Here is a 13,880-nt window from a genome sequence, read left to right as displayed (position 1 = left end):
GCTTACTGTTATGATCATGGGAAGTGTATGTAAGGAGAGACGGACGTAAATGGCAGTGTTTTCAGAAGATATTTTACAAGCGGCGGAAGCGGCGGAGGCCGAGATTCAGGAGGCGGTCAGAACTCTTGACCGGATAGTGGATCTAAATCAGTGGAAAGTCATCGAAGCTTTTCAAAGGCACCAAGTCAGCGACTTCCACTTTGCCGGTTCAACGGGCTACGCCTATAATGACAGGGGACGGGAGGTGCTGGATCTAGTATATGCGGATGTATTCGGTGCGGAAGCCGCACTTGTGCGGCCTCATTTCGCTTCGGGAACGCATACGATTTCCACTGCGCTTTTTGGCGTGCTCCGGCCGAGGGACGAGCTGCTGTACATCACCGGGCGGCCTTACGATACTTTGCATAAGGTGATCGGCAAGCCGGGAGACGGGACAGGCTCTCTTGCGGACTTCGGCATAACCTACCGGGAAACGGCGCTTACCGAAGAAGGAGAAGTTGACTGGGCGGAGGTTGCGAGGGCTTTGACGCCAGCGACGAAGGTGATCGGGATCCAGCGGTCCCGCGGCTATGACTGGCGCTCTTCTTTTACGGTGAAACAGATCGGGGAGATGACGGCCAAAGTCAAGGAAATAGCGCCGGAAGCTGTCGTTTTTGTCGATAACTGCTACGGGGAGTTTACCGAGGAAATAGAGCCAACCCAGGTCGGCGTCGATCTGATGGCCGGCTCCCTGATCAAAAACCCAGGAGGCGGGATCGCCGAGACGGGAGGATATATATGCGGCAGAAAGGATCTGGTAGAACTTGCGGCTTACCGGCTCACGGCGCCGGGCATCGGCGGCGAAGTCGGGGCAATGCTGGGGACGACCCGTGGGCTTTATCAGGGACTGTTCATGGCTCCTCACACGGTCGGACAAGCCCTAAAAGGAAGCATCTTCGCTGCCGCCGTTTTTGAACGCTGCGGGTTTCGCACCAAGCCTGCATGGCAGGAGCAGCGGACCGATCTTATACAGGCTATTTCTTTTGACGGACCCGAGCATTTGATCGCATTCGTCCAGGGAATACAACGGGCCGCTGCCGTAGACAGCCATGCCGTGCCTGAGCCTTGGGACATGCCTGGCTATGAGCATCCGGTCATTATGGCGGCGGGAACTTTCATTCAGGGAGGCAGCCTGGAGCTGTCTGCAGACGCTCCGATTCGAGCTCCATACATCGGATATATGCAGGGAGGATTGACCTATTCGCATGTCAAATACGGTGTGCTGATGGCGCTGCAGAGTATGCGGGATCGCAAATTACTGTAGGTAGAAATTATTAATGTTGTGAGTATATCTTACATACCATTGACACGTCATAGCCGGAAATGTACAATGAGATGAGAAAAAGATCATTGGAAGGTTGGATGAGTCATGGGTGATGAAATCCGCAGAAATATGGCGTTATTTCCTATTGGAATTGTAATGAAACTTACCGATTTGTCGGCACGGCAAATCCGCTATTATGAACAGCATAGTCTGATTGTTCCGGCGCGTACCTCGGGCAACCAGCGATTATTCTCTTTTAACGATGTGGAGCGCTTGCTGGAAATCAAGGCTTTGATTGAAAAAGGGGTTAATATTGCCGGTATCAAGCAGGTTATGAACCCGGTCTCCAAGGAATCCGAAGAAGCTACCGTCATTACCCCCGATACGGAGGTCCGGCGGCGCGAGCTGTCCGATTCCCAGCTCCACAGGCTGCTCAAGCAGGAGTTGGTTTCCGGAAAAAGGCCGGGACAAGTATCTCTCATTCAAGGGGAGTTATCCCGGTTTTTCAATAAATAATATACAGAAGCGCGAAAGGGAGAGGGTATAGTGAGCTTTTCTAAAGAAGATATTTTGCGCATTGCCAAGGAAGAGAATGTCCGGTTCATTCGTCTCCAGTTTACCGATCTGCTCGGTACGGTTAAGAATGTGGAAATTCCCGTCAGCCAACTGGAGAAGGCTCTGGAGAACAAAATGATGTTTGATGGCTCTTCCATCGAAGGCTATGTCCGCATCGAAGAATCCGATATGTATTTATATCCCGATCTCGACACTTGGGTAATCTTTCCATGGGTGGCCGAAGACCGCGTTGCGCGTCTTATTTGTGATGTCTATATGCCAGACGGAACTCCGTTTGCCGGTGATCCGCGCGGTATTTTGAAACGCTGTCTTAAAGAAGCGAAAGAAATGGGCTTTACTTCCATGAACGTTGGACCGGAACCTGAATTTTTCCTGTTCCAGACCGATGAGAAGGGTAATCCGACAATGGAACTTAACGATCAAGGCGGCTATTTCGACCTTGCTCCGATGGACCTCGGAGAGAACTGCCGTCGCGAAATCGTATTAACACTGGAAGAGATGGGCTTCGAAATCGAAGCTTCACACCATGAGGTCGCGTATGGCCAGCATGAAATCGACTTTAAGTATGCTGATGCGATCAAGGCAGCCGACCAGATCCAGACGTTCAAGCTGGTAGTGAAGACGGTAGCCCGCCAGCATGGGCTGCATGCCACATTTATGCCTAAGCCTATGTTCGGTATGAACGGCTCGGGTATGCACTGCCACCAATCGCTGTTTAAAGGCAGCGAGAACACCTTCTACGAAGAAAAAGATGAGCTTGGTCTCAGCGATACTGCGCGCAGCTATATGGCAGGCCTGCTGAAGCATGCGCGTGCGCTTGCCGCAATCACGAACCCTACGGTGAACTCGTACAAGCGCCTGGTTCCAGGATATGAAGCCCCTTGCTATGTTGCCTGGTCGGCTAGCAACCGCAGCCCGATGATCCGTATTCCGGCTTCCAGAGGACTCAGCACGCGCATTGAAGTCCGGAACCCGGACCCGGCAGCCAATCCTTACCTCGCGTTGGCGGTTATGCTGAAAGCAGGTCTGGATGGCATCAAGCGGCAGCTTGACCTTCCTGCTCCTATTGACCGCAACATCTACATTATGTCTGAAGAAGAGCGGATCGAGGAAGGCATCCCGAGTCTGCCAGCGGATCTTAAGGAAGCGTTAGGTGAACTGATCCGCAATCCCGTAATCACTGACGCTCTTGGGGAGCATGCTCTGGCCCATTTCTATGAACTGAAGGAAATCGAGTGGGATATCTATCGCACACAGGTTCATGACTGGGAAAGAAACCAATACATCACGCTGTACTAACACACGAAGCCCTTAGCGCTGTAAGCGCCGGGGGCTTTTTCGATTTTATGGAAATGTTGATTTCCTGTTCGTTGCAGAAAATGTTGATCCCTATGATTCCATTAGTTCTCAAATAACCTCAACTTCTCAAATAACCTCAACAGTTCGTAGTAACAGATGGCCTCAAGAGCATTTCCTTCCGCACACCAGAAAATCTCCCTTGCCTGTTTCTTTATGGCTTTGCCCCCTCTACATAGCAAATGCTGCCTTCTTTATCACCCCTGGCTTTCAGATGAAACAATTACTATTTCCGTTTAAATTAGAAGAATTAAGATCCAAAAGCTGCATTACATTTATTTTTGAATTACCGAGCATAATAACGAAGGTATGATATTAAAGAAAAGGGAGGATTCTTAATGGGAATTTTAAGTGGTAACTCAAAGGATGAACCCATGCATTATGGTGAGATTTATAGTGTATGGCAGAGTTCTATGGTAGCGAAGGGTACAGTATCTTTTTATCGGGCATATTTAAATCACGCCGGAGATAAAGACTTAAAGAAAATACTGGGCGATCTTATCGATCAGGCAGAGCTGGAAATTAGCGAATGTGATAAATTGCTTTTGGATAACGGAATTGCTACCGGCCCGGTTATGCCTGAAAGATCTCACACTAAACTCGAGGATATTCCTGTCGGTGCAAGATTTACAGATCCTGAAATTGCCGCAAAAATTGCTGCAGATAATGCAGCCGGATTAGTCGCTTGCAGTCAAATAATGGGACAAAGCATCAGAGAAGATATTGGCGCTTTATTCGCCAAATACCATCTCACCAAAGCGGCCCTGGGTGCTCGAATTTTAAAAATGAACAAGGAAAAGGGTTGGCTTATTCCTCCCCCTCTGCAAGTGAAGCGGCCTGAGCTGGTTAAAGCTTAAAAATGAATATTCCCGTTCCAGAATCCCATCTTTTTATTGAAGTACACTAGTTTCATTGCCTGTTGATTTGATGACGACTGCCTCTAACGTTACGGGTAGAAAGCCCTCGATCTGTCCATTCAAAAGTAAATTTATCTACCCTGAAAAAGGAGATGTTTTTTATGCCATTAGGCTCACATGAAGCCCACGAATTAAATGAACTTCTGCTTAGCTGTACGAACTCAATTCAGAATATGGCGTTGTTTCTGAGTCAGGCGAAAGACCCTGAACTCAAAGATATGATCGCCCGTCATTACGCGGTCCATGTGCAGGATTACAATATGAAGGTGGAATTTGCGAACCAGTCATTCTCGCAGGATACACTGAATGTTCCTGCCCTTCAGATGAGCACCGGAATCTCCATGTCTACAAGCCAGTACCCGCCGCTCGAGCCCAAAGTTCAGCTTCAACAGTTGGATGACCGCGCAATTGCAACTTCATATTTGCTAACCTTAAAGCGCGCCGGACGCGAGTATGCCTATTCCGCATTTGAATGCTCCACGCCTCAGCTGCGCACTTTTCTGGAGGATGCCTTCCGGATGTGTTCTCATCAGGCATTTGAAGTATGGCAGTACATGGCCCGTAAGGGAGAGTATCCCGTAATTATGGCTTCCAACGAAGCGATAAATGCCATGCAGCAGATTTATCAATCCGTTCCGGAGCAACAGCCGGGCAAATTGTATAATTAATACCAAGAGGATGTCCATTTTTCATCCATAATAGAACCGCCGTATCAGCAGTTCTATTAAAAATTATTGCCGGATGGTAACCCTCGTATGAAGCGGGACGATCCGGGCCAGCTCGAGAACGGCGGCATTATGCATCCGGATGCATCCGTGCGAAACCTGATGACCGATAGACGCGGGATTATTGGTTCCATGAATGCCGTAATGGGGCTTGGAAAGTCCCATCCAGAATGCACCGAATGGTCCGCCTGGATTTGCCTGCTTATTAACGATAGTATATTCGCCCTCGGGTGTCTGGGTCAGCATTTTTCCGATCCCTACGGGGAAGCCCCGAACGACTTTATCGTTATCCAGAAGATACAGCATGCGCTGGGATAAATCGACAATGATCCGATAATTAGGCATATGATCAGCACTCCTTTACGGTATAAAATATGCAGGGAGTGCATATGCCGTTCGAATTTCGCTGAATATCGAAGTGATGCGCAATAAGCTATGCAGTAATATACGTAAAAAGGGCGGACCCGGTAAGCGGGGCCGCCTTTCAAATGTGCACAGCTATTAATGGATGTCTCGGAACAATCCAATTACCTTACCCAAAATACTCACTCGGTTAAGCCGGAGCGGCTCATAGGCCGGATTTTCAGGCTGCAGGCGAATATGATCGCGCTCCTTATAGAAGGTCTTGACGGTGGCTTCATCGTCTTCCGTCATAGCGACCACGATATCACCGTTATCGGCGGTCTGCTGCTGGCGGACTATGACGTAATCTCCGTTCATGATGCCGGCTTCGATCATGCTGTCGCCCATAACGGAAAGCATGAAGACCTTGTTATCTCCAACGTAATGGGTGGGAAGGGGGAAATAATCTTCAATATTCTCTGTAGCTGTGATAGGTACACCCGCAGTCACCTTGCCAACAACCGGCACTCGGGCAACGGTCTGTACGAACTGATGGACATTTTCGGAGTCTTCCTGACCCAGCAGTTCAATAGCACGCGGTTTCGTGGGATCACGGCGGATAAGCCCTTTCTTCTCCAGTCGGTCAAGATGCCCGTGTACGGTAGAACTGGATGCCAGGCCGACCGCTTCTCCAATTTCCCGGACGGAAGGCGGATACCCCTTGCTGCGAACTTCGTTACGTATAAATTCCAGGATCGCCAGCTGGCGACTCGAAATCTTTGACATTGGAATACACCCCATCTAGTAATGTTTGGGAAAATTATAACATAGAACTGCCGTTCGCACAAACATAAGTTCTAAAATAAAAGGGAACAATCGTTCGAAAAACCTCTTGATCGAAACACATGTTCGTGCTATATTAATTTTACAAGTAAGAACAAGTGTTTGGAGGTTGATGATAGATGTTGAAATATAGTACATACCACAGCATTTATAATGAGACACCGGGGGCAGCCTCGGCGTGCCGGAGTTCTGTTTCTGACCATATGAACCCATCTGTAATTAACACTAAAGCGCTCATCAAGAAAGCCCGTATCGTATTGAAACAGCAAGCAGTTTTTAAGCTGATGATTGTGCTCCTTCTAATTATTTCAGGATTTACCGTGGTAAGCCAGGTGTTTGCCAGTTCGGCATCTTCGCTGCAGCAGGAGAAGCGGATTGTAGTGGAGCCCGGCGATACACTTTGGAGTATAGCTCTTAAGAATAAATCTTCCGATATGAAAACTATCGTATATGTTGATGCTATTAAACGACATAATAATTTGAACGGTTCCGATATTCAGGCTGGAGATATATTGTCAATTCCCATATACAAATGAGCATTTGAATAAATCCTTTAGTGCTTTGAAGCAAATATAGCAAAGTGCTGAAATAACAGTATAGAAGGATGTCAGGTCTATTGCAGTACAAATGAGCTTTCAGGGGAGTCGCCTTGACAAGCTCTTTTTCTCATGGCAAAGTTAGAATGAATTTAGAGCTGTTCTACCGGTTCCGTTAACTTACAGCTAACGCCGATATGAACAATAATCATGCACTAATTAGGAGGAAAGATCATGAACATAGATGAACTGGTTAATCGCATTAATGAGCTGGCGCGCAAGCAAAAGAGCGTCGGACTTAATGAAGAGGAATTGGCTGAACGCGCCAAGCTTCGGGAGATATACCTTGGCAATGTACGCCGCAATTTCCGCGCTCAATTGGAGTCGATTGAAATTGTGGATGACAAAGGAAATGAACGAGACGGCAACAGAAACCTTCATTAATCAAGCCGAAGCCGTCTTTTCATAGATATTTCAGGAAGACTAGGGGGAAATGAAATGGCCCGTTCTTGGGAAAGAATGGTTCAACGCAACACGCAGCAGATCAACAAGAGAAGAAAAAAAGAGGGTAAGGATTCCATCAATTCTTCATCCAAGGCCGGCCAAACCGACGTCTACAAGGGACGCAATATTGTTTTCCCTGTACTGCTTGCGGCACTGGGGGCTCTTTATTGGATCATCGGCCAGTTCGATACATCTTCTGCGAATCAAAACAGCCTGGTAATGAATTGGGTTGGCGTCGTGCTTTATTTTGCACTGGCGGCAATGATCTTTTTCCGTCGTCCTTATTTGAAAGTTGAACGCGCACGGGTATCCACTTTCAAATTTAACCGCCAAAGGTTCCTGGAAGCAACGGACATTGAGAAAATTATCATATCCCGCCGCTCCATTAGCATTAAGCCCAAAGCTAAACGGGGGCATTGGATTTTCTCCCGGTTGATTAACCGCTACGACACGGCTGTTATGGGCGAGCGGATGGAACGTTTTGGTCAGATAAACCATATTCCGGTGGAGCGCGAATAGATTGAACAGCAATTGCAAGTTTATTATAGAGAGGGAGTAAAGGAATGCCGATAGCCGCCGTACTGTTTGATTTGGATGATACTCTTCTATGGGATGAGCGAAGCATTGAGGAAGCTTTTGAATACGCCTGCAAAGCGGCGGGCGAAGCCGTGGACCCGAAGGAATTGGAAGCTGCGGTCAGACGGGAGGCGAGAATTCTCTATGAGTCTTACGAGACCTTTCCTTTTACGCAGATGATCGGAATTAACCCGTTTGAAGCGCTGTGGGCGAATTTTACAGCCGGAGAGCAAGAGCAGTTCCGGAAGCTGGAGGAGCTTGCTCCAAATTACCGGAAGGAATCCTGGCGCCGCGGACTTGCGGCTGTGGGAATAGACGATGAGAGCCTGGCGGAGACACTTGCTGCGCGCTTTGCCTCGGAACGCCGCAGCCGTCCTTACATGTATGAAGAGACGCTGGAAGTTCTGGCTGCGCTTCGCGGGCAGGTAAAGCTGCTGCTGCTGACCAACGGCTGTCCGGCCCTACAGCAGGAGAAGCTGGATGGCGTACCTGAGCTGATTCCTTTCTTTGATCATATTGTCATTTCCGGGACATTTGGGAAGGGCAAGCCGGACGTGGCGATTTTTGAGCATGCGCTGAAGCGCCTGGATATTGCACCAGAGCAGGGAATTATGGTCGGAGACAAGCTTACGACTGACATTCGCGGCGGTTTGGCTGCAGGACTTACTACGGTATGGATCAATCGCACCGGCAAACCATCCGACCCGGAAATTACCCCTCATTATGAAATCAAGCATTTGTCGGAGCTGCTTCCTTTGGTTCAAAGTCTCTAACCTTATATCATTCTTTTCGTGACCGGTATCCTGCATGACAGGGTATCGGTCTTTTATATGGAATATTAAACCGAATGTGTGACAAATATCTCATTTCTATAGAAAACGGCGTATCATTGGCTACCAAAGACGGTCATTCCATGTATAATAAGAGAGGCAGACTTAACGTAAGAATAACGTAAGATGTAATCAACAAACCGTACGACTCAGAGGCTATCCGGGAGGGCTGCATATGCTGAGACCATTCGCAAAATGGGTTCTATTGTTCCTGTTAATTGCCGGAGCACTCACAGGCTGTTCTTCTGGGAAAAACAATCATTCCGGTATGAATATGTCAAAGATGTCAATGGAGCCGATCAAGGTCGAGCTCTCGTGGAGTCCGCCAGCGGCGACGGTTAATCAAGAAATCACCTTTGAAGCCAGAGTGACTCAGGGTGGCGAGCCAGTGGACGATGCCAAGGAAGTACGGTTTGAAATTGTAAATACTGCTGATGCGGCAAAAAAACTTGAGCTAACAGGGAAGCCGGTCGGCGAAGGGAATTATACGGCTGAAGGGATGCTGGCAGAGGCGGGAAGCTATAGTGTGACCTCGCATGTAACTGCGCGAACGCAGCACTCGATGCCGACAAAATCATTGACCGTAGAGCCGTAGTCAATGCCGGGTAACCGGCTGGAAATAAGACAAGATTGCAGGAGTGAGACGGGAGACTTTCCGAATTCCCCTTATTCTGCTAAACTTACTCTAAAGTTTTACTGGAGGGATTGGAAAGTGGCTAAACCTACACTTGCAGAGGCGCTGGAGCAGCGCATTCTGATTTTTGACGGTGCCATGGGCACTATGATACAGCAGGTTCCTCTGACCGGGGAGGATTTTGGCGGGGATGAGCTTGAGGGCTGCAACGAGATGCTCGTGCTGACCAGACCCGAAGTTATTCGAAATATTCATGAAGCTTACCTGGAAGCCGGAGCCGATCTGATTGAAACGAACACGTTCGGGGCGACCTCGGTCGTGCTTGCGGATTATGATATTCCTCAAAGAGCGCGCGAAATCAACCTCGTCGCAGCGGCGATCGCCAGGGAAGCTGTCGATAAGTACGATTCCCCGGACCGTCCGCGTTATGTGGTGGGCGCAATGGGGCCGACCACCAAGACGCTGTCCGTTACGGGCGGATTAACGTTCAGCCAACTGACGGAAAGCTATGAGGAGCAGGCGATTGCCCTGATCGAAGGCGGCGTGGATGCCCTGCTGCTCGAAACATCACAGGATACCCTGAATGTAAAAGCTGGCAGCATCGGCATCCGAAACGCTTTTGAGAAGACCGGAGTCACCCTCCCGATTATGATATCAGGCACGATTGAGCCGATGGGCACGACGCTGGCCGGTCAGAATATTGAGGCCTTCTATATCTCTTTGGAGCATTTGAAGCCAATCTCAGTCGGTCTTAACTGTGCGACCGGACCGGAATTCATGCGCGACCATATCCGTTCTTTGTCCGCGATAGCCAGCACGGCGGTCAGTTGCTATCCGAATGCGGGTCTGCCGGATGAGAACGGCAGCTACCATGAGTCGCCGGAGTCGCTGGCCCGCAAGGTCGCAGCTTTCGCTGAGAAGGGCTGGCTCAACATTGCTGGCGGCTGCTGCGGCACGACGCCGGCGCATATCCGGGCGATGGCAGATATGCTGGCGGAATATCCGCCACGTCCTCTGCACGGAAGCCATTCCCCGGCATTGTCCGGTATTGAGCCCGTGTACATTGAACAAGATAACCGGCCGTATATGATTGGCGAGCGGACCAACGTACTCGGCTCGCGCAAATTCAAGCGGCTCATTGTCGAAGGCAAGTACGAAGAGGCCTCGGAAATTGCGCGCGCCCAGGTGAAGAGCGGAGCGCAGGTCGTGGATGTATGCGTTCAGGACCCCGATCGTGATGAAGCGGAGGATATGCAACAATTCCTGGAGTTGGTCGTGAAGAAGGTCAAGGTGCCGCTTATGATCGATACGACCGATCCGAAGGTGATTGACCTGGCTTTGCAGTACAGCCAGGGAAAAGCGATCATTAACTCCATTAATCTTGAAGATGGTGAAGAAAAATTCGAGCACGTCACTCCGCTCATTCACAAATACGGCGCGGCGGTTGTCGTCGGAACCATCGACGAGAGCGGCCAGGCAATCAAGTCGGAGGACAAGCTCGCGGTTGCCAAGCGTTCCTATGATCTTTTGGTGAACAAGTATGGCTTGGCGCCCGAGGACTTGATATTCGATACGCTGGTATTTCCTGTTGGAACCGGGGATGAACAGTATATCGGCTCGGCCAAGGAGACGATCGACGGTATCCGCCTTATAAAGGAAGCTCTGCCAGGCGTTCATACCGTGCTTGGAATCAGCAACGTGTCGTTCGGGCTGCCGGAGGCGGGCCGGGAGGTGCTGAATTCGGTCTTCCTCTACGAGTGCACGAAGGCGGGGCTGGATTACGCGATCGTCAATACGGAGAAGGTGGAGCGGTACGCTTCGATTCCTGAGGAAGAGCGCCGCTTGGCCGAAGAACTCATTTACAACACCAATGATAAGACGCTTGCCGATTTTGTCGCCGCTTTCCGTGGCAAGAAGGTCGAGAAGAAAGAGAAAATTTCCAATCTGACGCTGGAAGAGCGCCTGGCTTCCTATGTGGTCGAGGGTAGCAAAGAGGGGCTGATTCCCGATCTTGACGAGGCGCTGAACAAATATGGCGCGCTTGAGATTATTAACGGACCGCTCATGAGCGGGATGTCCGAGGTCGGACGGCTGTTCAACAATAATGAACTCATCGTGGCGGAGGTGCTGCAAAGCGCTGAAGTGATGAAGGCGTCTGTGGCCCATCTGGAGCAGTTCATGGAGAAGAACGAGACCTCGGTCAAGGGCAAGATTCTGCTCGCCACCGTCAAGGGAGATGTGCATGATATTGGCAAAAACCTGGTCGAGATCATCCTTTCCAACAATGGTTATCAAATCATCAACTTGGGTATAAAAGTACCTCCAGAGACGATCATCGAAGCGTTTCGCCGGGAAAAAGCCGATGCCATCGGCCTGTCCGGGCTACTCGTTAAATCGGCACAGCAGATGGTCCTGACAGCGCAGGATTTGCGCACGGCGGGCATTGACGTGCCGATTATGGTCGGCGGCGCAGCTCTGACCCGGAAGTTCACCAAGACGCGTATACGTCCGGAATACGACGGACTTGTGCTGTACGCCAAAGATGCCATGGATGGTCTTGATCTTGCCAACAAGCTGATGAATCCGCAGGAACGGGCCAAGATGGCCGAGGAAATGCGGGAGGAGAACGAGGCCGCTGCGGCTGCTCCGCCGAAGCAGGAGCTTCCCCAGCTTACGAGAGCGGTACGCTCGAATATTTCGCAGGATGCGCCGGTCTATATCCCGCCGGACCTGGAGCGGCATGTGCTCCGCAATTATCCGCTCGGCCATGTCATTCCTTATGTGAACATGCAAATGCTGCTTGGGCATCATTTGGGGCTTAGAGGATCGGTCGAAGCGCAGCTGGCCGCTGGCGAGCCTCGGGCAGTCGAATTGAAAGAGACGGTGGACGGGCTGCTGCTTGAAGCGACGGTGAACGGAACAATCAGACCGCATGCGATGTACCGCTTCTTCCCGGCTCAATCAAGAGGCAACGATATCCTGATCTACGATCCGCAGGACACAGGGAAGGTACTGCACACCTTTACTTTTCCACGCCAGCAGGTTGAGCCTTATCTCTGCCTGTCCGACTTTTTGAAGCCGGTGGACAGCGGAATTATGGATTATGTTGGTTTCCTCGTGGTGACGGCGGGACAAGGAATCCGGGAACAGTCCGAGGAACTGAAGAATAAGGGCGACTATCTTCGCTCCCATGCGCTGCAGGCGCTTGCTCTTGAGATCGCGGAAGGGCTGGCCGAACGTGTCCATCATATGATGCGGGATACCTGGGGCTTCCCAGACCCTGCGGATATGACGATGAAGCAGAGACATGGCGCCCGTTATCAGGGCATCCGCGTCTCCTTCGGCTATCCGGCCTGCCCGGATCTGGAGGATCAAGGGCCGCTGTTTAAGCTGATGTCGCCAGAGGACATTGGAGTCCAATTGACGGAAGGATTTATGATGGAGCCTGAGGCATCCGTGTCCGCGATGGTCTTCGCCCATCCTGAAGCGCAGTATTTTAATGTTGAGAAAGCCTGAGCTTTTGGACAGAATAGCAATTAAGGGAACTTCCCGTTATGCCAGCCTCCCGGTTACGGGAGGCTTTTTGCTGGAAGATCGCTAGGGTTCATTTGGAAGAACAAGATCATACAAAGGAAGGAGGATAGAGATGGAGATTTATTTTTTGGGCACCAACGCGGGGATCCCCACTGTGCAGCGAAATGTAACCTCAGTCGTCCTGCGGCTGCTTGAGGAGCGCCGAAGCTTCTGGATGTTCGACTGCGGAGAGGGAACACAGCATCAGATTCTCCGTTCGCCGCTGCGGCTTGGCAAGCTGGAGAAGCTGTTCATAACCCACCTTCACGGCGATCATCTCTTTGGACTCCCCGGGCTGATCAGCAGCAGGGGATATCAGGGAGGGACCGCCCCTCTAAGCGTATACGGTCCGCCGGGACTCAAGGCTTTTCTGGATATTTCACTGTCCGTCAGCCAATCGCGGATTCCCTACAAGCTTGAAGTGGTCGAGCATAATGGCGGGCTTCTTTTTGAGGATGAGCATTTCAAGGTGGAATCGGCACTTCTGGAGCACCGGATTGACAGCTATGGCTACCGTGTCACGGAGAAGGACCGTCCCGGCAGTCTTAACATCGAGCTTCTCAAGGGTTACGGTCTTAGGCCGGGGCCTCTATACGGTGTGCTGAAGAGCGGCATGGATGTGACCACGGAACAGGGAATAACGATTGCCGCCGCCGACGTTCTCAGCGAACCAAAACGCGGCAGGATCGTAACCGTTCTTGGAGACACCAGACCCTGCGATAATTCCATTCCGCTCGCGAGAGAAGCCGATTTGCTGATCCATGAAGCAACCTTTGCCCATGAGCTGGCCAAAATGGCCCGGGAATACCATCACAGTACGACGGTTCAAGCGGCTGAAATCGCGAAGGAGGCAAAGGCCCGTCAACTGATTCTTACGCATTTCAGCTCAAGATACAGCTCATTGGAAGAGCTTGGTCCGCTGCTGGAAGAGGCGCGCGCCATATTCCCGGACACGCAGCTGGCCGAGGAATTTCGGCTGTTTCCGGTGGAGCGAAAGAAGGGAAATTAAATTATTTTCCGGGAAAGCGCAGGAAGCGACACAGAACCGTCATCAATTGCTGAAGCTGCCGCCAGTTCGATGCCGTTCGACTTTTAGTTGTACTTCACGCGCAAAAGCATGGAGAATAATGTCTCAAATTTGATGTTTTATTAATGATATAGTGAG

General features: G+C 50.5%; 14 protein-coding genes. 12 read left to right on the top strand and 2 right to left on the bottom strand.

Going from position 1 to position 13,880, the window contains the following annotated elements:
- Positions 1-49: 49 nt before the first annotated feature.
- From KP014_RS19155 to KP014_RS19135, 5 genes are all read left to right on the top strand, one after another.
- Positions 50-1,303: a methionine gamma-lyase family protein gene (locus tag KP014_RS19155; RefSeq protein WP_036591799.1), complete on the top strand. Its 1,254-nt coding sequence runs from the start codon at positions 50-52 to the stop codon at positions 1,301-1,303.
- A 105-nt stretch (positions 1,304-1,408) separates the two neighbouring features.
- The gene (locus KP014_RS19150) at positions 1,409-1,819 is read left to right on the top strand and encodes a MerR family transcriptional regulator (protein ID WP_019910684.1); all 411 of its coding nucleotides are present in this window, start codon (positions 1,409-1,411) and stop codon (positions 1,817-1,819) included.
- A 30-nt stretch (positions 1,820-1,849) separates the two neighbouring features.
- Complete coding sequence (gene glnA, locus KP014_RS19145) at positions 1,850-3,178, top strand: type I glutamate--ammonia ligase (RefSeq protein ID WP_036591803.1); 1,329 nt, start codon at positions 1,850-1,852, stop codon at positions 3,176-3,178.
- Positions 3,179-3,573: 395 nt separating this feature from the next.
- Entirely contained in the window at positions 3,574-4,092 is a 519-nt protein-coding gene (locus tag KP014_RS19140; protein ID WP_036591805.1) for a DUF3231 family protein, read from the top strand.
- Between the two features lie 161 nt (positions 4,093-4,253).
- A complete protein-coding gene (locus KP014_RS19135) occupies positions 4,254-4,820 on the top strand; it encodes a spore coat protein (RefSeq protein WP_036591807.1) in 567 nt (188 codons plus the stop codon).
- Positions 4,821-4,883: 63 nt separating this feature from the next.
- Here the strand turns inward: KP014_RS19135 and KP014_RS19130 are convergent, their stop codons facing one another.
- Together KP014_RS19130 and lexA are read right to left on the bottom strand one after the other, a co-directional pair.
- Entirely contained in the window at positions 4,884-5,222 is a 339-nt protein-coding gene (locus KP014_RS19130; RefSeq protein ID WP_036591810.1) for a L,D-transpeptidase, read from the bottom strand.
- Positions 5,223-5,378: 156 nt separating this feature from the next.
- Entirely contained in the window at positions 5,379-6,005 is a 627-nt protein-coding gene (lexA, locus tag KP014_RS19125) for a transcriptional repressor LexA (RefSeq protein ID WP_036591813.1), read from the bottom strand.
- A 176-nt stretch (positions 6,006-6,181) separates the two neighbouring features.
- Here lexA and yneA point away from each other — a divergent pair, with 176 nt between their 5' ends.
- The 7 genes from yneA (at position 6,182) to rnz (ending at position 13,724) form a co-directional block, all read left to right on the top strand.
- Complete coding sequence (gene yneA / locus KP014_RS19120; RefSeq protein ID WP_051499649.1) at positions 6,182-6,598, top strand: cell division suppressor protein YneA; 417 nt, start codon at positions 6,182-6,184, stop codon at positions 6,596-6,598.
- Between the two features lie 234 nt (positions 6,599-6,832).
- Positions 6,833-7,042: a DUF896 domain-containing protein gene (locus KP014_RS19115; protein WP_036591814.1), complete on the top strand. Its 210-nt coding sequence runs from the start codon at positions 6,833-6,835 to the stop codon at positions 7,040-7,042.
- Between the two features lie 54 nt (positions 7,043-7,096).
- Positions 7,097-7,621 (top strand): hypothetical protein, encoded by a 525-nt coding sequence (locus KP014_RS19110; RefSeq protein WP_036591817.1) that lies wholly within the window; start codon positions 7,097-7,099, stop codon positions 7,619-7,621.
- A gap of 44 nt (positions 7,622-7,665) precedes the next feature.
- On the top strand, positions 7,666-8,451 hold the full coding sequence (locus KP014_RS19105) for an HAD family hydrolase (protein WP_036591818.1): 786 nt from the start codon (positions 7,666-7,668) through the stop codon (positions 8,449-8,451).
- A gap of 232 nt (positions 8,452-8,683) precedes the next feature.
- The gene (locus tag KP014_RS19100; protein ID WP_036591820.1) at positions 8,684-9,103 is read left to right on the top strand and encodes a FixH family protein; all 420 of its coding nucleotides are present in this window, start codon (positions 8,684-8,686) and stop codon (positions 9,101-9,103) included.
- 117 nt (positions 9,104-9,220) lie between these two features.
- Entirely contained in the window at positions 9,221-12,658 is a 3,438-nt protein-coding gene (metH, locus tag KP014_RS19095; RefSeq protein ID WP_090833730.1) for a methionine synthase, read from the top strand.
- 130 nt (positions 12,659-12,788) lie between these two features.
- Positions 12,789-13,724 (top strand): ribonuclease Z, encoded by a 936-nt coding sequence (gene rnz, locus KP014_RS19090; protein ID WP_036595833.1) that lies wholly within the window; start codon positions 12,789-12,791, stop codon positions 13,722-13,724.
- Positions 13,725-13,880: the final 156 nt, after the last annotated feature.

It is taken from the genome of Paenibacillus sophorae (genome assembly GCF_018966525.1).
Taxonomy (GTDB): domain Bacteria; phylum Bacillota; class Bacilli; order Paenibacillales; family Paenibacillaceae; genus Paenibacillus_AQ; species Paenibacillus_AQ sophorae.
Note: the sequence above shows the minus strand (reverse complement) of the source record. Positions and strands in the feature narration are given on the sequence as shown.